Source organism: Streptomyces sp. NBC_00029 (assembly GCF_045160505.1).
GTDB lineage: Bacteria > Actinomycetota > Actinomycetes > Streptomycetales > Streptomycetaceae > Streptomyces.
The window spans coordinates 3,101,896-3,120,470 of the sequence record NZ_CP108292.1 but is presented as its reverse complement, the minus strand read 5'-3'; the positions used below and the strand labels follow the sequence as shown (position 1 = coordinate 3,120,470).

Below are 18,575 nucleotides of genomic sequence, written 5' to 3'. Positions count from 1 at the left end.
GTTTGTGGTGTCACTTGTGCTCTGACCCGGATCCACGACGGAATGGCAGGGGAATCAGCCGTCAATCCCTCTCAACGGCCCCGGACGGCCGTCGGACGCACCTCGCGAGGTGAACCGAGGCCGTGGGCGGCTTATGTCCGGCCCCGGACGGCCGTCGGACGCATGGCGACGGACGAATCGAGGCCGTGGGCGGCCTATGTCCGGCCCCGGATGGTCGTCGGACGCTGAGACGTGCGGAGCGCGTAGCGATTTGATGCGCCCACCGACCCGGCCGGTGTGCGGGATGGGCCCGTCTCGGGAAGGTGCCCTTTCACGCCCGACCGGGCAAGGCTTCTCCGGCCACCCCGTCCCTAAAAGGAACGCCCGGCCCGTTCCTTTGGGGGTTTCCCGGCAGTCTTCGTATGTCCGGGGCGGGACGGTCGGTCAAGGGTGGAGCGCAGCGACATCGCGTAGCGACGCGACGAAGGAGCGCCCTTGAGGGGCCGGCCCGACGCGGAGAGACGATGGGACTGACGGGAAACCCCCATACGCGTCACTGACCACCGCCCGCGTGGCTCCCGCCCCCGAAGCCCCCGCCCCGCCCCGCCCCGCCCCCCGCAGCGGCGGCTTCAGGCCTTTTCCGGGGACGTCAGGTCGATCAGGCGGCAGACCGTCTCGATGTCGATCTTGACCTGGGCGATCGAGGCGCGGCCGGAGAGCCACGTGATCAGCGCCGAGTGCCAGGTGTGCTCGATGACCCGGACCGCCGAGAGCTGCTCCGCCGTCGGCGGCTGCTCCAGGCCCATCGCGTCCAGGATGATCGCCGTGGTCAGCCGGGACACCGTGTCCACCTCGGGGCTCACGCTCCGGTCCGCGAACGTCAGTGCCCGCACCATCGCGTCGGCCAGCTGCGGCTCCCGCTGCAGGGCGCGGAAGGCCCGCATCAGGGTCTCCGCGACCCGGGCCGCCGGGTCGTCCCCGGCCGGCGGGCGTTTGCGCAGCGTGGTGTGCATGTGCTGGAGCTGGTCCTGCATGGTGGCGACCAGCAGGTGCACCTTGGACGGGAAGTAGCGGTAGAGCGTGCCCAGTGCCACGCCCGCCGCCTCCGCGACCTCGCGCATCTGCACGGCGTCGAATCCGCCCCGGCTGGCCAACTGGGCGCTGGCGTGCAGGATCCGCCGGCGGCGTGCCTCCTGGCGCTCCGTCAGGGGAGGCGACGCCGGTGTGGTGACGGCCTTCACTTCCGCTGTCATGTGTCCCGTTCCGTGTCGTTGCGCGGGCTGAATCAGGGCTGATCCGCAGCCGGCATCGTAGGCGCCGGAGCCGTGGCGTGAATCACCTGCTCCGCCTCTTACGGTGTGGTTTCCGGCCGGTAGATTCAATGGTCTTCGACGGATCAAGTCTGAAACTTGTTCTACATTATCCGAGCGGTTACGCTCCGGCGAAAGTTGCAGTGAGAAGGGGGCCGAGAGTGACCGCAGAGGCCATGGTGACGAGCCCTTTCGCGGGTTCCGCCGCCGACGGCGACCGCCCGCTGCGCATCGCACTCCTCACCTATAAGGGGAACCCGTTCTGCGGGGGCCAGGGCGTCTACGTCCGCCACCTCGCGCGCGAGCTCGTACAGCTGGGGCACTCCGTCGAGGTCCTCGGTGCACAGCCCTACCCGGTCCTCGACACGGGCGCCTCGCTCACCGAACTCCCGAGCCTGGACCTGTACCGCAGCCCGGACCCCTTCCGGACGCCGAAGCGCGACGAGTACCGGGACTGGATCGACGCCGTCGAGGTCGCCACCATGTGGACCGGCGGCTTCCCCGAGCCGCTGACCTTCTCGCTGCGCGCCCGCCGCCACCTGGCCGCGCGCGCCGGTGACTTCGACGTCATCCACGACAACCAGACGCTCGGGTACGGCCTCCTCGCCGACCTCGGCGCCCCGCTGGTCACCACGATCCACCACCCGATCACCGTCGACCGCAAGCTCGACCTCGACGCCGCGACGGGCCGTGTGAAGCGGGCCTCCGTGCGCCGCTGGTACGCCTTCACCCGCATGCAGGGCCGCGTGGCCCGCCGCCTGCCGTCCGTGCTCACCGTCTCCGGCTCCTCCAAGCAGGAGATCGCCCAGCACCTGGGCGTCCGTGACGAGCGCATCCACGTCGTGCACATCGGCGCCGACACCGACCTGTGGTCGCCGGACCCGTCCGTGGCCGAGGTGCCGGGCCGCATCGTCACCACCTCCAGCGCCGACGTGCCCCTCAAGGGCCTCGTGCACCTCGTCGAGGCGCTCGCGAAACTGCGCACCGAGCAGCCCGAGGCCCACCTCGTCGTCGTCGGCAAGCGCGCCGAGGAGGGGCCGGTCGCCCGCGCCATCGAGACGTACGGACTCCAGGACGCGGTCCGCTTCGTCAAGGGCATCACCGACGCCGAACTCGTGGACCTCGTCCGCAGCGCCCAGATCGCCTGCGTGCCCTCCCTCTACGAAGGCTTCTCGCTCCCGGCGGCCGAAGCCATGGCCACCGGCACCCCGCTGGTCGCCACCACCGGCGGTGCGATCCCCGAGGTCGCCGGCCCCGACGGCGAGACCTGCCTCGCGGTGCCCCCCGGCGACGCGGGTGCGCTGGCCGCCGCCCTGAGCCGGCTGCTGGGCGACCCGGAGCTGCGGGCCCGCCTCGGCGCCGCCGGGCGCGAACGGGTCCTGACCCGGTTCACCTGGGCCAAGGCCGCCGAGGGCACGGTCGCGCACTACCGCGCCGCCGTCGAGCGGGCCGCCCGCACCCGCCGCGCGCGGTGACCTTCCGCCCCGGCCACACCGCTGTTTTCCCCACCACCCCCGAATTCCCCCGCGACCGCGAAGGCAGGACCCCGTGCTGACCGTCGATTTCTCCCGGTTCCCGCTCGCCGCAGGCGACCGCGTACTCGACCTGGGCTGCGGCGCAGGCCGGCACGCCTTCGAGTGCTACCGGAGAGGCGCCCAGGTGGTCGCCGTCGACCGCAACGGCGAGGAGATCCGCGAGGTCGCCAAGTGGTTCGCCGCCATGAAGGAGGCCGGTGAGGCCCCGGTCGGGGCCACCGCCACCGCCATGGAGGGCGACGCGCTCGCCCTGCCCTTCCCCGACGACTCCTTCGACGTCGTCATCATCTCCGAGGTGATGGAGCACATCCCCGACGACAAGGGCGTGCTCGCCGAGATGGTCCGCGTGCTCAAGCCCGGCGGACGCATCGCGATCACCGTGCCGCGCTACGGCCCCGAGAAGATCTGCTGGGCGCTCTCCGACGCCTACCACGAGGTCGAGGGCGGCCACATCCGCATCTACAAGGCGGACGAGCTGCTCGGCAAGATGAAGGCCGCGGGCCTCAAGCCGTACGGCACGCACCACGCGCACGGGCTGCACTCCCCGTACTGGTGGCTCAAGTGCGCCTTCGGCGTGGACAACGACAAGGCGCTGCCGGTCAAGGCGTACCACAAGCTCCTGGTCTGGGACATCATGAAGAAGCCGATGGCGACGCGGCTCGCGGAGCAGGCCCTGAACCCGCTCATCGGCAAGAGCTTCGTGGCGTATGCGACGAAGCCCCACCTCCCCGTCGGCGCCACCCAGTGAGCTCGCCCGGGCGCACCGAACACCTGGTCCTGGACGGCGTACTGACGGCCGAGGAGGCCGCCCTCACGGTGGCGGGCATCCTCGCCGCCCAGCGGTCCGACGGCGCCATACCGTGGTTCCGCGGGCACCACCTGGACCCGTGGGACCACACCGAGGCCGCGATGGCGCTGGACGCGGCCGGTGAGCACGAGGCGGCCGAGCGCGCGTACGCGTGGCTGGCCCGGCACCAGAACCGGGACGGCTCCTGGTACGCGGCCTACGCCGACCGGCCGGACGGCGTGGACACCGCGGAGCCGCAGGACGCGAGCCGCGAGTCCAACTTCACCGCCTACATAGCCGTCGGCGTGTGGCACCACTACCTGTCCACCGGCGACGACGCCTTCCTCGACCGCATGTGGCCGGCCGTCTACGCGGCCGTGGAGTGCGTCCTCTCGCTCCAGCAGCCCGGCGGCGAGATCGGCTGGAAGCGGGAGGCGGACGGTACGGCCGTCACCGACGCCCTGCTCACCGGTTCCTCCTCCATCCACCAGGCGCTGCGCTGCGCGCTGGCCATCGCCGAGCACCGCGAGGAGCCGCAGCCCGACTGGGAGCTCGCGGCGGGCGCGCTGCGGCATGCCATCCGGCGCCACCCGGAGCGGTTCCTCGACAAGAACCACTACTCGATGGACTGGTACTACCCGGTCCTCGGCGGGGCCCTGACCGGCTCCGAGGCCAAGGCGCGCCTCGACGGCCGCTGGGACGAGTTCGTGGTCCCGGACCTGGGTGTGCGCTGCGTCCTGCCCAACCCGTGGGTGACGGGCGGCGAGTCCTGCGAGCTGGCGCTCGCGCTGTGGGCGACGGGGGAGTCGGACCGGGCGCTGGAGATCCTGCGTTCGATCACGCACCTGCGCGCGGACAACGGCATGTACTGGACGGGCTACGTGTTCCAGGACAAGGCCGTCTGGCCGGTCGAGCAGACCACCTGGACGGCCGGGTCGCTGCTGCTGGCCGTCGCGGCGCTCGGCGGGGACGAGGCCACCACCGAGGTGTTCGGCGGGACCTCGCTCCCGGCCGGGCTGGAGCCCGACTGCTGCGGGTGAGCGGGGTGCGGGCTCAGCGGCGGTAGAGCCAGCCGGCGACGGCATGGCCGACGAGGAGGTAGGCCACGGCGGCGATGCCGTAGCCGATGACGACCTGGACCCATTCGCGGCTGAAGGTGAACAGGTCGTAGGACCAGGACGCGAGCCAGGAGGCGACGTCGTGGACGAGGTCGACCAGGGAATTGCCCTGGTTGGCCTCCAGCAGGTAGAGCAGGATCCAGAGTCCGATCACGAAGGCGAGCACGTCCGCCACAAGTGCGACGGCACGGCCTGCCTGACTGCTTCCTCGGGTGCGTGCTCGTGTGTGAGTGCTCATAGGGCGCGTGTTGCCGCGCTGACGGGTCGTAAACCCGTGCCGTGAACCCGAACGGGCGGCCCGGGTGGCGGGGCCGGTGGACCGGGGCGAGGCTGCGGTTGACGCCTCAGTCCCCGGAGGAAACCGTGTCCGTACCCACGACCGTTCGACTTCGCCGCGCCGTCACGGCGGTGGTGCTGTCCACCGCGCTGATGGTCGGCGCCACCGCATGCGGCAGCGGCGGCAACGGCCCGCGCGAGGAGCTCTCCGCGGCTTCGATGGGGGAGCTGGCCGCCCTCGCGGCGGCGGAGCCCGTCGCCGCCGAGGCCGACGAGCAGGCCGCCGCCGCGGTGACGCCCTCGCCCAGTACGTCCGTGGAGAAGCAGAAGTTCGCCAAGACGCGGTTCGTTGCGAACGCGAGCCTGGCGGCCGGTGCGACGTATCAGTGGATCATCAAGCCGTACCGTGCGGGCAAGTTCAAGAAGGGCGCCAAGGGCCGCACCTTCGCGCTGATCAAGGCCGGCCTGGCGGGGGCGTTCGCGTACAACCGGCTCAAGGCGGCGTCCGAGAACGCGAAGGGCGACCCGCTGCTGTCGAAGGCCGTGGCTCCGCTCACGGCGGGCATCGAGTCCCTCAAGGGGCTGGGCAGCAAGCTCCGCAGCGGGCAGGCGGGCGACGGTGACATCGACGCGTTCGACAGTGTCATCAACAGCGTGAAGGACGCCGGCAAGAGCGCGGGCGCGGTGGTGACGGACCAGGTCCCGAGCGCGTCGCAGCTGGGCGGCTAGGTCCTAGCGGCCGGCGCCGTACCCCGGCTGATTCAATGGGTGAGTGATCGAGATCGTGGTGGTCGTCCTCGCCGCCGCAGGGGCCGGGTGGCTCCTGCGGCGCAAGCATCGTGAGCGGACGGCCGCAGGGCCCGTGCCCGGGATTCCCTGCATGGTCCGTTTCCCGGCCGGTCAAGGCCGCTGGCGGCCCGGGCGGGTGTACGGGGAGCGGGGCGCGGCCCGGTGGGTTCCGCAGCGGGGCGAGCCCGTGGAGCTGCCCGGCGGGCGTGCCACCGGGGTCCGGGTGCCCTCCGTGAAGGAGGGGATCTCCATCAACCCGAGCTCACGGATCGTCACCTGCGCCTACGAGGGCGGCGGGAGCATCGAGATCGCCGTGATGCCGCTGGACGTGCGGGAACTGCTGGAAGCGGTGCCGCAGGCCGAATCGCCCGCCTGACCCCGCGGCCGCCTCAGGCGCGGCGCCGTCGTTCGGCCACCTCGATGCAGACGAGGCCGAGGGCGACGGCCACCGCCACGAGGCGGGTGGCGGTCCAGGTCGCCTCGACGAGGGCGTCGTTCAGCATGGGGGCTTCGTTCTTGAGCCGCATCGTCGTCTCCACGACGGCCACGAACGGGATGACCAGCCTGCAGGGGAGCCGGTAGGGCCCGTTGCGGGCCAGGTTGCCCGCCACGCCCATGAGCGGTCCCAGCAGAGCGGCGAAGACCCACCACACGACGACCTTCGTCATCAGGCCGGCCCAGTCGAAGTGGGTGATCTGCCCGGTCGTGTCGGTCAGGTCCGCCGCCATGAACTCCCCCTGGCCCGCCTTCACCAGGTAGTAGGCGAGGGAGGCCGCGACGAGCGACAGGACGCCCAGGACCGCAGATTGCCGTTTGGAACTGGAAATTATGCCTACGCAAAAGGCCAGGGCGGCCCAGCTCCATCCAGCGCTCAGGACCAGATGCGCCGCATGCCCCACTGCGCCGTCGGCGGAGAGGAGCAAGGGGCCGGAAACCCCGAGAATTACACCGGCGACGAGCGCATACATTCCCGCTGTAAAATAAGAGCGCATAAATCGAAACCTTAAGATATGTGGCCCGATATGAATTGCGCAGAGATTTTACCATCGCCGTTTCCGGGCCCGGCCCCCTGGCCCGAATTCGACGGCCAGGGGGTTCGGGTGGATGACTTACTGCGCGCCCTCAGCGGTCGGCTTAGTAGACGCCCCAGTACGTGTAGCAGGTGTAGGCGGCGCCGGCCGTGATCGAGGCGTTGGCCCAGATGTCGGCATCCTTGATGACCTTGCTGGTGTGACCTGCCTTGATGGCGGTGGCTGAGTGCTTCTTCGACGGGTGGATGTAGTTGGAGTAGCACGTGGTGCCCGTGGCCGCGGCCCGGGTGCCGTAGTTCCAGGTGCCCCCGCCGACGCTCTTGCTGGCCAGCGGTGCGAACGCGCCCCGGGAAGAGTTCACGGGAACCGCGGCAACGCCCCACTGCGTCGGCTTTTCGCCATTCGGGCCGATGAGCTCGGCCGGCGGGGTCGCCGAGGCGGCGGCGGTGTAGACGAACGGCTGCGGCGTCGCGGCCATGGCCGGGGTCGCGGTGGCGAAAGCTCCGACGGCTGCAACGGATGCGGCGGCAATGGCGAAAGTCTTGCTGGACATCTTCATGATTCTTGCATTCCCCTTCGGTCTCGCTGAGCAAGATCGAGAACAGTCTGCAATGAACCGTCGCCGCTGCAAAGAGATTTTAGTAATTCCGCTTGAGGGCATCTTTTGTTGATGCGACCAATGGGTCTTTTCGGTCACTTCGCGGCGAGGCCGGCCGAGGGGTCTCCCGGGAGGTGGTGACCGGTGCGACCCGTCAGTAGAGCCATCGGTCCAGGAGCTGCGGCCACAGGAGGTACTCGTAGCCGTCGAAGGCCGCAGGGTCGATCTCCTTCAGCTCCTCGGCCAGCCGGTCCAGCTCGGCGAAGGCCTGCTCCTCCTCCTCTTCGGAGAGGTACTCCTCGGGACCGTCCGGCTCGCCGAGAAGCTCTGAGGCGGTGACGCGGCTGCCGTAGCGGTGCAGGACGTCGAGCCACAGGCCGACGCCCGAGTTGGCGAACCGTGCCTCCCCGTCGGGCGCGACGAAGTAGACCGCCCCCTCGGTCGGCTGCGATCCGGACCCTATCGATCCGGCCCCTGCCCGGAGGGCGGCCGCCGTTGCGGGGGCGACCCTCAGCTGTTCAGCTCCGCCAGGACGCGCAGGGTGTGCGGGTCCGGGGCCGTCAGCAGGAGGTCGGTCACCGGGCCCTTGCGCCACAGCTCCAGGCGTTCGGCGATCCGTTCCCGCGGGCCGATCAGTGAGATCTCGTCCGCGAACGCGTCCGGTACCGCCAGGACCGCCTCCTCCTTGCGGCCGGCGAGGAACAGCTCCTGGATGCGACGGGCCTCGTCCTCGTAGCCCATGCGCGCCATCAGGTCGGCGTGGAAGTTGCGGGCCGCGTGGCCCATGCCGCCGATGTAGAAGCCGAGCATCGCCTTGACCGGCAGCAGTCCTTCCGCGACGTCGTCGCAGACCTTCGCGCGGGCCATCGGCGCGATCATGAAGCCCTCGGGGAGGTCGGTCAGGGAGGCCCGGTAGACATCGGTGCGGGTCGGCGACCAGTACAGGGGGAGCCAGCCGTCGGCGATCCGGGTCGTCTGCGCGATGTTCTTCGGTCCCTCGGCGCCCAGCAGCACCGGCAGGTCCGCGCGGAGCGGGTGGGTGATGGGCTTCAGGGGTTTGCCGATGCCGCTGCCGTCGTCGCCGCGGTACGGGTGGCTGTGGAAGCGGCCGTCCAGTGCGACCGGGCCCTCGCGGCGCAGCACCTGCCGGATGACCTCCACGTACTCGCGGGTGGCGGTGAGCGGTGAGGAGGGGAAGGGTCGGCCGTACCAGCCCTCGACCACCTGGGGGCCGGACAGTCCGAGGCCGAGCATCATCCGGCCGCCGGAGAGGTGGTCCAGTGTCAGGGCGTGCATCGCGGTGGCGGTGGGGGTGCGGGCGGCCATCTGGGCGATGGCGGTGCCGAGGCGGATCCGCGAGGTGTGCGCGGCGATCCAGGTCAGCGGGGTGAAGGCGTCCGATCCCCAGGCCTCGGCGGTCCACACCGAGTGGTAGCCGAGGTTCTCGGCCTCGGTGGCGAGGTCGAGGTGGCCGGGGTTGGGGCCGCGGCCCCAGTAGCCGAGTGCGAGTCCGAGGCGCATGCGCGTTCCCTCCAGGATCTGACGAGGCGTCAGGTGACTGTAGGGCAACGGCCCCCCGCCCGGAAGGGCGGGGGGCCGCTGGTGCCGGGTCCGGTGCGGTCAGCCGCGCTGGATGCCCGAGGTGTCGTTCAGGAGGCCGCGACGGCCGTCCTGGGTCTGGGCGATCAGGGTGGCCGCGCCACGCTGCTCGACGGCCAGGTACCAGGTGCCCGGGGCGAGCTCGGCGATCGGGGTGGGGGAGCCGTCCTCGGCGAAGAGGGGGCGGGCCACCGGGACCGCGAACCAGAACGGCGTGAAGTCCGCCGCGGGAGCCGGGGCCGGGGTCTGCTGGGAGTCCTGCGGACCGGGGCCGGCGGCCGGGTTCGGCGAGCCGCCGTACGGCGGGACCGGCTGCGGCGTGGAACCGTACGGGGTCTGCTGCGCGCCCGGGTAGCCGTACCCGGCACCCGGCTGGGGCTGGCCCGGCTGGCCCGCGTACGGCGGCACGGCGGCCGGCTTCGGCTCCGGAACCAGCTGGCCGGCCAGCGCCGGGATCTTCGCGCCGGCCAGGGCCACACCGGCCAGGGCCAGGGTGGCGAGGAAGGCGAGGATGGAGCCGGCACCCAGGTCGAGCACGTCCGGGCAGGTGATCAGCGACCACAGAGACGACCATGCGGCCGAGACGGCGAGCACGGTGCCCCACGTCGCCAGCGGCATGCCGAGCACCTTGCGGGTCTCCGGCTGGAAGCGGGCCGCGATCAGCAGGCCGGCGGCGACGAAGCCGACGAGGAAGATGGTGGGGAGCACCAGGTGGTAGGCGTCGGTGCTCCATCCGTTCGGCGTTTCACCTACGTCGGTGGAGTAGAAATCGAGGAGCGAGGCGATGAACAGCAGCGCCGCTGCTCCGATCACCACGCCGTCGCCTCGAGTGAGGGAGCGGATGTTCACGTCTCAGGTGTCCTTCTCGGTCTCGGTCGTCTCGTGGTGCCGCGGTCGCAGATCATGCCTGCAGCGGGGCGGGCGGCACCATCGTACGGAGGTTTCCGGCGGCCGAGATGATCGGGTCGACGGGTGGACCCTCCGGACTCCCGAGAGTGACTACCCGCCGAGGAAGCCGACGATGCCGTCCGCGATGCCCTGGGCCGCCTTCTGCCGCCACTCCGGACTCGTCAGCTGCGCCGCGTCCTTGGCGTCACGCATGTTGCCGCATTCGATGAACACCTTGGGCTGAGTTGACAGGTTCAGTCCGCCCAGATCGTCGCGGACGACCAAGCCGGTGCCGCTGCCGAGGTAGTTGGCGGGGGCCGATCCGGTGGTGCGGGCGAAGTTCCCGGCGATGCGCTCGCCGAGCTCCTGGGACGGGCCGACGATCTTGGCGGTGTCGGCGCTGCCGCTCTTGACCGTGGCCGGGAGGATGATGTGGAAGCCGCGGTTGCCTGCCGAGACCCCGTCGGCGTGGACGGACACGACGGCGTCCGCCTTCGCCTCGTTCCCGATGCGGGCGCGCTCCGTGATGCACGGCCCCCAGGCGCGGTCGCCCGTCTCGTGGGTGAGGACCACCTTCGCGCCCTGGGCCTCCAGGGCGGTCCGCAGCCGTTTCGACACGTCCATCGTGAACTCGGCCTCCATGTAGCCGGAGTTGGTGGTCGTGCCGGTGGTGTCGCACTCCTTGCGGTTCGTGCCGATGTCGACCTGCTGGTCGATCTCGTCGGTGTGCTTGAAGTTGCCGGTGTTGTGGCCGGGGTCGACCACCACGGTCCGGCCGGTGAGCGGGCCCTTGGCGGGGGCCGGTGCGGGCGCGGCCGCCGGGCTGCTCGTACCGGCGCCGGGGCTCGTACTCGCGCTCTCGCTCGGGGTGGATCCGGGCTTGGCGTCCCGCTGGCCCGGCGACAGGGCCGAGTGCGAGGCGGGCAACGGCGCCGGGCGCGCCTGCCCGTCCGGCCCGGACCCGGCGAACGCCTGGGTCAGGACCCAGCCCGCGAGGGCGGCCGGGGCGAGCGCGGCAACCCCGACGACGAGCGTGGAGCGTCGGGTGAACCAGGGCCGGTCCGTGCTGATGGAGGAGCCGGACTCGGGGGGCGGGGGGCTGTTGTCGTTGCGCACGCGGCGATGCTAGACCCGGGGCCCGGCGCCCGTCCGGACCGTAGGCCGTCCGAGGGCGCGGTGCGCTTATATGAGCGACGCCCATTTTCTTGACCGGTACATTCCAAAATCCACCTGTACGTTACCGGAAGGTCAAGAACATGTCCGAGGTCGGCGCAGTTGGTTCGGAGCCGCAAACCCCAGCAGGAGACGGAGGTCTGCTCTTCCGCGGGAGGGACGTCGAGGAGCTCAGTGATCTGATCCGCGTGCGGTTCGCGCCCCATCGATTATCGGTCCTGGCGGATCTCCCGCTCGACGGCCGTTTCCGGTGTGTCCGGGAGGGGACGGTCGCACTCTACGAGCTGGGATACGGCTCGGAGGTCGACGTCACGCCCGAGGCGCCGCTGGACTTCTACAACATCCACGTCCCGCTCGCCGGTGACGGCGCCGTCACCCTGAACGGCAAGCTGCTCTCCTCCCCGCTCAGCGTCGCGGGACCGGACCAGAAGCTGGGGATGCGCTGGAGCCACGACAGCGTGAACCGGGTCCTGATCATCCCGCGCCGGAGCATCGACCAGGCCGTCGCCGTCCGGCTCGGGGACCTGCCGCAACGCCCCGTGGACTTCGTGCCGGTCCTCGACGACCGGGCGGAACCGGTGAAGGCGTGGCTGACGGCGGTGGCGCACTTCGCCGAATTCGCCGGCTCCGCCCTCGCCGCCCGCTCACCCCTGGCCGTCCAACACTTCGAGCAGCTCCTCGTGAACGGTCTGCTCGACGCGCAGCCCCACGTGCTCAGCGAAGCCGTGGCGGGCCGCGGCTGCGCCGCCCTGCCCAGCGCCGTACGCCGCGCCACCGCCTTCTGCGCCGAACACGCCGCCGAGCCCATCTCGGTGGCCGACATGGCACAGGCCGCCCGGGTCGGGGTGCGCAGTCTGAGGGAAGGCTTCCGGATGCACCTGGACACGACCCCGCTGGCGTACCTGCGCGGCGTGCGGCTGGACCTCGCGCGCCGCGATCTCCTCGCGGCGGCCGACGGCGATGCGCCCAGGACCGTCACCGATGTGGCCCTGCGCTGGGGGTTCACGCATCTGGGCCGGTTCACCGGCCACTATCGCAAAGCCTACGGAGAGACCCCCTCGCAGACCCTGCGCAGCTCCTTCGGCTTCGGGTGAAAACGAACGACCTGGCTCTTCGCTATCCGGAAACGTGTCCGCGCCCCGCCGAAAGCGGATAGCAGGACGACTTGCGCCCCCGCCATGCTCGGAGCGGCCGTTCTCAGGCCGTACTGCATCACAGCAAACGGGGAGAAACCTTTCATGAAGCTCAAGGGAACACTCGCTGTCGGTGTGTCCGCCTTCGCCCTGTCCGTGCTCCTCGCACCGGCATCCGCGACGGCGCTCGAGACCGCGCCGTCCGGCAGCAGCTCCGCGTCGATCCTGGCGCAGCTCACCGAAGGCGGGACGGTCGACCTGGCCCTCCAGGCCGAGCCCGCCATCGGGTACATCTACAACCAGAGCGGCAAGTGTCTGGAGATCTCGAACTCCTCCAAGGCCAACGGCGCACGGGCCCAGCAGTGGGACTGCAAGGGCCAGGCCGGCTCGAAGTGGGGCATGGCCGACGCGGGCGGCGGCAACTACTACCTCGTCAACGCCAACAGCGGCAAGTGCCTGGAGATCGAGAACTCCTCCACCGCCAACGGCGCGCGGGCCCAGCAGTGGGACTGCAAGGGCCAGGCCGGCTCGAAGTGGCGCTTCTACGTGGTCGCCGGCCAGGCGGCCAAGGTCGTCAACGCCAAGAGCGGCAAGTGCCTGGAGATCGAGAACTCCTCCAAGTCCAACGGCGCTCGGGCCCAGCAGTGGAGCTGCAACGGCCAGCTCGGGGCGTACTGGCACTGAGCCGCCCAGGGGCCCCGGCGCCCCGCCGGTGAAGAAGGAGCCTCCGTACGGTCCCTGACCGCACGGAGGCTCCCTCCTGTGTCCCAGGGGTCCTAGATGCCCGCGCCCGTGCGGCGCAGCACGCGCAGCGAGTCGGTGACGGAGATCTCCTCGAAGGCACCGGAGGCGAGGGCGCGCAGGTAGATGCGGTACGGGGCCTGGCCGCCGTCGGCCGGGTCCGGGAACACGTCGTGGATGACGAGCGTGCCGCCCGACGCGACGTGCGGGGCCCAGCCCTCGTAGTCCCCGGTGGCGTGCTCGTCGGTGTGGCCGCCGTCGATGAAGACGAAGCCGAGGCTGCCGCCCCAGGCCGCCGCGACCTGCGGGGACCGGCCCACGATCGCGATCACGTGGTCCTCCAGCCCTGCCTTGTGCAGGGTCCGGCGGAAGGTCGGCAGGGTGTCCATCAGCCCGACCTCCGGGTCCACGACCGTCGGGTCGTGGTACTCCCAGCCCGGCTGCTGCTCCTCGCTGCCCCGGTGGTGGTCGACGGTGATCGCCGCGACGCCGGCCTCGCGGGCGGCGTCGGCGAGCAGGATCGTGGAGCGGCCGCAGTACGTGCCGACCTCCAGCAGCGGCAGCCCGAGCGCCCCGGCCGCGACGGCCGCCTCGTACAGGGCGAGACCCTCCCGCACGGGCATGAACCCCTTGGCGGCCTCGAAGGCGGCGAGGGTCTCCGGCTTGGGGGTGGCCATGGTGTTCCTCCGGCGTTGAACGTGTGGGGGCGGTGGCGGCCCATGGTGCCTTACCCGCTGGTAGGACGCTACGGCCGGGGTGGGCCCGTACGCCGCCGCCCGGTCAGCGGCCGAACAGGCGGGACAGTCCGCCGGTTCCGCCGGTGCCCTCCGCGCGCCGCCGCTCCCGTACGACCCGCCGGAAGTCCGCCCGGGTGTCGGAGACCTCCTGGGCCAGCCACCGGGTGCCGGACAGCAGCGGAAGCCGGTGCAGCAGCAGGTCCATGTGGGCCAGGGCGCTCACGGGATCCCCCGCCTCGCCGATGCTGCGCAGCACCCGGTACGCCACCTCGGGGTCCCCGTACTCGGCGAGTTCCGCGAGGTCGGGGAAGAGCCGCCAGTACAGGAGCGCGGCGCCCGCGAAGTCGCCGACCAGCCAGGCATCGTGGGCGAGGCGCCGCCGCACGTCCAGCAGCATCGGGCTGTCGGCGGTCAGGGCCCATTCCAGATCGGGCAGCAGCGGTCCCAGCCAACGGCGTTCGCTCACGGCGCGCTCGTGCGTGCGCTCGTCCCACTGGCCGTCGCGGTCCGAGGCCCCCCGGTGCATGGCCGAGGCCAGGTGGTACCGGGCGGTCAGCGTGACGAGGGCGTGCGGGCCGAACACCCGGGCGGCCTGCCCGATGATCTCGCGCAGCTCCGCCTCGTGGCGGCGGCCGTCGCCGGGCCCGAAGGCCGCGGCCTCGCCGACCGAGGTGGCGCGCCCGGTGATCGTGTCCGGGTGCTCCAGGCCCAGGACCCGCACCATGCGGGGCAGGATGCGCTCCAGGTCCATGGCGGACTGCCTCCGGACGAGCAGGGCCCGGTGGTACGCGGCGCGCACCGTGAGCGCGTCCTGCGCGCCCACCTCCTCGGTCAGGTCGGCCACCAGCATCGTGAGCCGCTGCACGATGTCGGCCGGATCGTCCTCCAGCAGCTGCGTCAGCCTGCGGTCCAGCATCGTGCGGACCGGGTCGCCGGCCGTGGTGTGCACGGTGGGGGAGTACGAGGGCGGCGGCGGCCAGGACACGACGGCCGTCACCACCGCGGTCGGGGCGGGGGCGGGCGGAGCGGGGGCGGGCGCCGGAGCAGCCCCGGGCAGGTCCGCCGGCTGCAGTCCGCGGGCGATCTCCGCCAGCCGGCGGGACACCTCTCCCGCGTCCGCGGGCCGCTCGCGCGGGTCCTTGGCGAGCAGGTCGCGTACGAGGGCGTCCAGCGCGGGCGGCAGCCCCGCGCGCAGGGTGCCGGGCGCGGGCGGTACGGCCGTGAGGTGCTGGGCGAGCAGCTCGTGCATCTCGCGGGCGGCGAACGGCCGTGTCCCGGTGAGCAGTTCCATGAGCACGCAGCCGAGGGCGTACAGGTCGGCCCGCCCGTCCACGGGGACGCCGTTCGCCCCGCCGGTCCAGCGCTCGGGTGCCATGTACGGGAACGAGCCGATGACCATCCCGGTGCCGGTCAGCTCCGTACCGGCGCCGCCCTGGGCCTTGGCGATCCCGAAGTCGAGCACCTTCACCACCCGGGCTCCGGTGACCATCACGTTGGCGGGCTTGATGTCGCGGTGGACGACCCCGCCGGCGTGCGCGGCGCCGAGGGCGGCCGCCACCTGCGCCGCCCAGTCCAGGGTGTCCGCCAGCGGGGGCACGCCCTCGTCCAGGACCTGGGCGAGGCTGCGGCCCTGGAGCAGCTCCATCACGAGGAAGACGGCGCTGCGACCGGCCCGTTCGGTGCGGCCGAAGTCGTGGACGGTGGCGATGTTGGGGTGCGCGAGGTTCCCGGCGAGGCTGGCCTCGCGCTCGAAACGGCGGGTCTCCTCCGGCGTCTGCGGATATCCGATCTTGATCGCGACCTGACGGCCCACCCGGCTGTCCTCGGCCCGCCACACCTCGCCGAAGCCGCCCCGGCCGAGCAACTCGTCCAGGGCATAACGGTCTTCGATCAGTTCCCGCACGTGCTCGGCCCCCGTCGCCGCAAGATCGGTCCAGCAGGGCATTATCGCCGGGCACGCGCGTCCCTTTCTGCCCGACTGCGACCGATCGAGCCATTCGGGCCACCGGAGCGCACCGGGCTGATTACGCTCGGCGACAGCGCGAAACGACCGCCGAACACAGGTGTACTTGGGGGTGACCGCCTCATGGTCAAGATCCGCGAGCTCGATCCCAGCGCCTCTCCGCTGGACTACTACGGCTACGAACTGCGGCGGCTGAGAGAGCAGGCGGGCCTGAAGCAGGCGCAGTTGGGCGACATCATCTTCTGCACGGGCTCCCTGGTCGGCCAGATCGAGACGACGAAGCGGGTCCCGACGCGGGACTTCTCGGAGCGGGTGGACGCGGCGCTCGGTACCGGCGGGGTGTTCTCCCGGCTGGTGGGGCTGGTGCTGAGGTGCCAGCTGCCGACGTGGTTCCAGCCGTACGCGGAGATGGAGGCGCGCGCCTCGTACATCTCGACGTACCAGGCGCAGTTGGTCTACGGACTGCTGCAGACGGAGGCGTACGCGAGGGCCGTGCTCGGGGTGCGGACCGAGGGGGGCCTCGACGCCAAGGTGGCTGCCCGGATGGAGCGGCAGCGCATCCTCGACCGCGAGGACCCGCCACTGATGTGGGTGGTGATGAGCGAGGCCGTACTGCACCAGGAGGTCGGTGGCCGCGAGGTCATGCGGAACCAGCTCGCCCACTTGCTGGAACAGCAGAGGAGGGAGTGGGTGAAGGTGCAGATCCTGCCGTTCGAGGCGGGCGCCCATGCGGGGGTGATGGGCTCGTTCAACCTTCTGCGATTCGAGGACGACCCCGACATCGTCTACACCGAGGACTTCGTGCAGGGCCATATGACGGCCAATCCGCAAGCTCTCAGGGAGGGTTCGCTCCGATACGATCATTTGCAGGCAGCCGCCCTGTCTCTGGACGACTCGGCGGAACGGATCGCCCGCGTAATGGAGGAGCGTTATGGACACCAACCAGAACCTGACGGGCGCGCAGTGGCGTAAGTCCTCGTACAGCGGTGACACCGGCGGCGACTGCGTCGAGTGCGCGCCGCTCGGTGACACCGGCTGGCTCAAGGCCTCGTACAGCGGGGACACCGGAGGCAATTGCGTCGAGATCGCCGCTCAGCCCTGCCTCGTCGCCGTGCGGGACTCCAAGAACCCCGAAGGTCCCGTCTTCACCGTCCAACCGGCCGCGTTCCAGGCGTTCGTGAGGTCCCTCTCTGTATGATCCGCCCCTGACGAGGGGGAGGGAGTCGGGGGGACATGAAGCACGTAGGACCGGACGGTCCGACGCATGTGGGGCCGTTCAAGGTGGCCGGTGTGCTCGGGCAGGGTGGGATGGGGCGGGTCCTGCTGTGCGCGGGGCCCGACGGGCGGCTCGTGGCCGTCAAGCAGGTGCTCACGCACTACGCCGACGACGCCGGCTTCCGGGCCCGTTTCCGTCGTGAGGTCGTGGCCTCGCGCAAGGTCTCCGGTGCCTACACGGCGGCCGTGATGGACGCCGACGCGGACGCGCCGACGCCGTGGCTGGCCTCGGTGTTCGTGGCCGGGCCCTCGCTCGGCGCCGTGGTCAAGGCGGACGGGGTGCTGTCCGAGGCCGTCGTCCACCGGCTCGCGGCGGGTCTGGCGTCGGCGCTCGCGGAGATCCACCGGGCGGGGCTCATCCACCGCGACCTCAAGCCCGACAACGTGCTCCTCGCCGAGGACGGCGTACGCGTCATCGACCTCGGCATCGCGCGGGCGACGGAGGACGAGTCCGAGGGTGAGACCGGGCTGACGCGCACCGGGTGGGTGATCGGTTCGCCCGCGTTCATGTCGCCCGAGCAGGCCGAGAGCAAGCCGCTGACCCCGGCGAGCGATGTGTTCTCGCTCGGTTCGATGCTGGTCATGGCGTTCACCGGCAGCAGCCCCTTCGCGGGTGCCTCGACCCTGCAGACGCTCTACGACGTGGTGCACTCGACGCCCGATCTGAGTGCCGTACCCGCCGGGCTGCGCGGGATCGTGGAGCAGTGCCTGGCCAAGGATCCGGCCGCCCGGCCGACCCCGGCGCAGCTGCTCGAACTGCTGGGACCGGTCGCTCCGGCCGGGCTGCAGTGGCCGCCCGCCGTGTACCGGATGCTCGCCGCGCAGCGGGCGGACATCGACGGGCTGCTCTCCGGGGGGACGGCGACCGCCGTGGCCCCGCCCGAACAGCTCCCCGAACAGCTTCCCGAGCCCGAGCCCGAGCTGGAAGCCGAGCCTGCTCCCGAGCCCGGGCCCGGGCCTGCTGCCGAGCCCGCTCCCGCCCCGGCCCCCGAGCCCGTGCGGGACGAGGCGGCGCAGGCCGGGCCGTCCGTCGTTCCTGCCCGGCCGGACACCCCGCCGACCGAGCCGTCGGCCACGCCGCCGCGCCCCGCCCCGGGGCTGCGGTCGCGGACCGTGGCCCTGGTGGCCGCCGGTGTGCTCGTGGCGACGGGAGCCGGAGTGGGGGCGTACGCCCTGGACCGGGCGGGGGGCACCGGTCCCGCCGCCTACCCCGACGTACCGGCCTGCCGGGAAGCCACCAGGAACCTCCAGCTGGCGGGGCGGGAATCGAAGGAGGACTTCCACAGCACGACCGCGAATCAGGCGCACACGATGTGCTCCTGGTACGAGGCCGGGTCCACCCGGCGGAGCGCGCTGGTCCGGTGGGACGTCAAGCGGGGCGGTGACGACGCCGCCAACGCGCGGCTCCAGCAGGTCGGCTTCGCCGCGGACGCGGACGGCGGGAGGCGGGCGAACAACCTCGGTTTCGGCGACGGGGCGTACTGGGAGTCCTCCAACGCCGAATGGACCTGCGCGCTCTCCGTGCGGCAGGGCAATCTGGTCGTCTGGGTCGGCCTCCACCGTCCCGGGGGGTGCGAGGACAAGGCCAAGTCGGTCGCCAAGGCCGCGCTGGCGGCCGTGCCCGCCGACGCCGGCTGAATCCC

Annotated in this window: 20 protein-coding genes; 10 read left to right on the top strand and 10 right to left on the bottom strand. The window is 71.6% G+C overall.

The window, feature by feature from the left end; genetic code table 11:
* Positions 1–608 precede the first annotated feature (608 nt).
* Positions 609–1,232: a TetR family transcriptional regulator gene (locus OG753_RS14885; protein WP_301371478.1), complete on the bottom strand. Its 624-nt coding sequence runs from the start codon at positions 1,230–1,232 to the stop codon at positions 609–611.
* A gap of 218 nt (positions 1,233–1,450) precedes the next feature.
* On the opposite strand from OG753_RS14885, the gene OG753_RS14880 reads away from it, so the two are divergent.
* From OG753_RS14880 to OG753_RS14870, 3 genes are all read left to right on the top strand, one after another.
* Positions 1,451–2,764, top strand: a complete 1,314-nt coding sequence (locus OG753_RS14880; RefSeq protein WP_405788725.1) for a glycosyltransferase family 4 protein — start codon at positions 1,451–1,453, stop codon at positions 2,762–2,764.
* Between the two features lie 73 nt (positions 2,765–2,837).
* Positions 2,838–3,572 carry a class I SAM-dependent methyltransferase gene (locus OG753_RS14875; protein WP_189963912.1) on the top strand — a complete coding sequence of 245 codons (735 nt, stop codon included), beginning with the start codon at positions 2,838–2,840 and terminating at the stop codon, positions 3,570–3,572.
* Positions 3,569–4,651: a prenyltransferase/squalene oxidase repeat-containing protein gene (locus tag OG753_RS14870; RefSeq protein WP_327262280.1), complete on the top strand. Its 1,083-nt coding sequence runs from the start codon at positions 3,569–3,571 to the stop codon at positions 4,649–4,651. Before OG753_RS14875 ends, OG753_RS14870 begins: the two co-directional genes overlap by 4 nt.
* A 13-nt stretch (positions 4,652–4,664) precedes the next feature.
* On the opposite strand, the gene OG753_RS14865 is transcribed toward OG753_RS14870, so the two are convergent.
* On the bottom strand, positions 4,665–4,967 hold the full coding sequence (locus tag OG753_RS14865; RefSeq protein ID WP_327262279.1) for a hypothetical protein: 303 nt from the start codon (positions 4,965–4,967) through the stop codon (positions 4,665–4,667).
* 191 nt (positions 4,968–5,158) lie between these two features.
* On the opposite strand from OG753_RS14865, the gene OG753_RS14860 reads away from it, so the two are divergent.
* Together OG753_RS14860 and OG753_RS14855 are read left to right on the top strand one after the other, a co-directional pair.
* Positions 5,159–5,734 carry a hypothetical protein gene (locus tag OG753_RS14860; protein WP_405792671.1) on the top strand — a complete coding sequence of 192 codons (576 nt, stop codon included), beginning with the start codon at positions 5,159–5,161 and terminating at the stop codon, positions 5,732–5,734.
* Positions 5,735–5,777: 43 nt separating this feature from the next.
* Entirely contained in the window at positions 5,778–6,170 is a 393-nt protein-coding gene (locus OG753_RS14855) for a hypothetical protein (protein ID WP_327262278.1), read from the top strand.
* Between the two features lie 13 nt (positions 6,171–6,183).
* Here the strand turns inward: OG753_RS14855 and OG753_RS14850 are convergent, their stop codons facing one another.
* The 6 genes from OG753_RS14850 to OG753_RS14825 all read right to left on the bottom strand — a co-directional run bounded on the left by OG753_RS14850 (position 6,184) and on the right by OG753_RS14825 (position 11,026).
* Entirely contained in the window at positions 6,184–6,717 is a 534-nt protein-coding gene (locus tag OG753_RS14850) for a DUF6518 family protein (protein ID WP_405788724.1), read from the bottom strand.
* 211 nt (positions 6,718–6,928) lie between these two features.
* Positions 6,929–7,378 carry a lactococcin 972 family bacteriocin gene (locus tag OG753_RS14845; RefSeq protein ID WP_327262276.1) on the bottom strand — a complete coding sequence of 150 codons (450 nt, stop codon included), beginning with the start codon at positions 7,376–7,378 and terminating at the stop codon, positions 6,929–6,931.
* Positions 7,379–7,577: 199 nt separating this feature from the next.
* Positions 7,578–8,018 carry an SUKH-4 family immunity protein gene (locus OG753_RS14840; RefSeq protein WP_405788723.1) on the bottom strand — a complete coding sequence of 147 codons (441 nt, stop codon included), beginning with the start codon at positions 8,016–8,018 and terminating at the stop codon, positions 7,578–7,580.
* A complete protein-coding gene (locus tag OG753_RS14835) occupies positions 7,934–8,944 on the bottom strand; it encodes an LLM class F420-dependent oxidoreductase (protein ID WP_327262274.1) in 1,011 nt (336 codons plus the stop codon). The genes OG753_RS14840 and OG753_RS14835 overlap by 85 nt, the downstream gene beginning before the upstream one ends.
* Positions 8,945–9,043: 99 nt before the next feature.
* Positions 9,044–9,871, bottom strand: a complete 828-nt coding sequence (locus OG753_RS14830) for a hypothetical protein (protein ID WP_405788722.1) — start codon at positions 9,869–9,871, stop codon at positions 9,044–9,046.
* A gap of 150 nt (positions 9,872–10,021) precedes the next feature.
* Positions 10,022–11,026 (bottom strand): N-acetylmuramoyl-L-alanine amidase, encoded by a 1,005-nt coding sequence (locus OG753_RS14825; protein ID WP_405788720.1) that lies wholly within the window; start codon positions 11,024–11,026, stop codon positions 10,022–10,024.
* Positions 11,027–11,166: 140 nt separating this feature from the next.
* Between OG753_RS14825 and OG753_RS14820 the strand changes: the two genes are divergently transcribed.
* A complete protein-coding gene (locus OG753_RS14820; protein WP_405788718.1) occupies positions 11,167–12,177 on the top strand; it encodes an AraC family transcriptional regulator in 1,011 nt (336 codons plus the stop codon).
* 144 nt (positions 12,178–12,321) lie between these two features.
* Positions 12,322–12,900 (top strand): RICIN domain-containing protein, encoded by a 579-nt coding sequence (locus OG753_RS14815; RefSeq protein WP_327262270.1) that lies wholly within the window; start codon positions 12,322–12,324, stop codon positions 12,898–12,900.
* Between the two features lie 92 nt (positions 12,901–12,992).
* On the opposite strand, the gene OG753_RS14810 is transcribed toward OG753_RS14815, so the two are convergent.
* Together OG753_RS14810 and OG753_RS14805 are read right to left on the bottom strand one after the other, a co-directional pair.
* Positions 12,993–13,634, bottom strand: a complete 642-nt coding sequence (locus OG753_RS14810) for a class I SAM-dependent methyltransferase (protein WP_327262269.1) — start codon at positions 13,632–13,634, stop codon at positions 12,993–12,995.
* A 103-nt stretch (positions 13,635–13,737) separates the two neighbouring features.
* Positions 13,738–15,597 (bottom strand): protein kinase domain-containing protein, encoded by a 1,860-nt coding sequence (locus OG753_RS14805; protein ID WP_405788716.1) that lies wholly within the window; start codon positions 15,595–15,597, stop codon positions 13,738–13,740.
* 183 nt (positions 15,598–15,780) lie between these two features.
* On the opposite strand from OG753_RS14805, the gene OG753_RS14800 reads away from it, so the two are divergent.
* The 3 genes from OG753_RS14800 to OG753_RS14790 are packed head-to-tail and all read left to right on the top strand — an operon-like array spanning position 15,781 to position 18,570.
* Entirely contained in the window at positions 15,781–16,629 is an 849-nt protein-coding gene (locus OG753_RS14800; protein ID WP_327262267.1) for a helix-turn-helix transcriptional regulator, read from the top strand.
* Positions 16,589–16,855: a DUF397 domain-containing protein gene (locus OG753_RS14795; protein WP_405788714.1), complete on the top strand. Its 267-nt coding sequence runs from the start codon at positions 16,589–16,591 to the stop codon at positions 16,853–16,855. Before OG753_RS14800 ends, OG753_RS14795 begins: the two co-directional genes overlap by 41 nt.
* A 35-nt stretch (positions 16,856–16,890) precedes the next feature.
* A complete protein-coding gene (locus tag OG753_RS14790; RefSeq protein WP_405788713.1) occupies positions 16,891–18,570 on the top strand; it encodes a serine/threonine-protein kinase in 1,680 nt (559 codons plus the stop codon).
* Positions 18,571–18,575: the final 5 nt, after the last annotated feature.

Bases quoted from the DNA above. Each gene is read 5' to 3' on its own strand.
- OG753_RS14885 (WP_301371478.1), bottom strand. From the start codon at position 1,232: ATGACAGCGGAAGTGAAGGCCGTCACCACACCGGCGTCGCCTCCCCTG.
- OG753_RS14865 (WP_327262279.1), bottom strand. From the start codon at position 4,967: ATGAGCACTCACACACGAGCACGCACCCGAGGAAGCAGTCAGGCAGGC.
- OG753_RS14860 (WP_405792671.1), top strand. From the start codon at position 5,159: ATGGTCGGCGCCACCGCATGCGGCAGCGGCGGCAACGGCCCGCGCGAG.
- OG753_RS14845 (WP_327262276.1), bottom strand. From the start codon at position 7,378: ATGTCCAGCAAGACTTTCGCCATTGCCGCCGCATCCGTTGCAGCCGTC.
- OG753_RS14835 (WP_327262274.1), bottom strand. From the start codon at position 8,944: ATGCGCCTCGGACTCGCACTCGGCTACTGGGGCCGCGGCCCCAACCCC.
- OG753_RS14820 (WP_405788718.1), top strand. From the start codon at position 11,167: ATGTCCGAGGTCGGCGCAGTTGGTTCGGAGCCGCAAACCCCAGCAGGA.
- OG753_RS14815 (WP_327262270.1), top strand. From the start codon at position 12,322: ATGAAGCTCAAGGGAACACTCGCTGTCGGTGTGTCCGCCTTCGCCCTG.
- OG753_RS14810 (WP_327262269.1), bottom strand. From the start codon at position 13,634: ATGGCCACCCCCAAGCCGGAGACCCTCGCCGCCTTCGAGGCCGCCAAG.
- OG753_RS14800 (WP_327262267.1), top strand. From the start codon at position 15,781: ATGGTCAAGATCCGCGAGCTCGATCCCAGCGCCTCTCCGCTGGACTAC.
- OG753_RS14795 (WP_405788714.1), top strand. From the start codon at position 16,589: ATGGACACCAACCAGAACCTGACGGGCGCGCAGTGGCGTAAGTCCTCG.
- OG753_RS14790 (WP_405788713.1), top strand. From the start codon at position 16,891: ATGAAGCACGTAGGACCGGACGGTCCGACGCATGTGGGGCCGTTCAAG.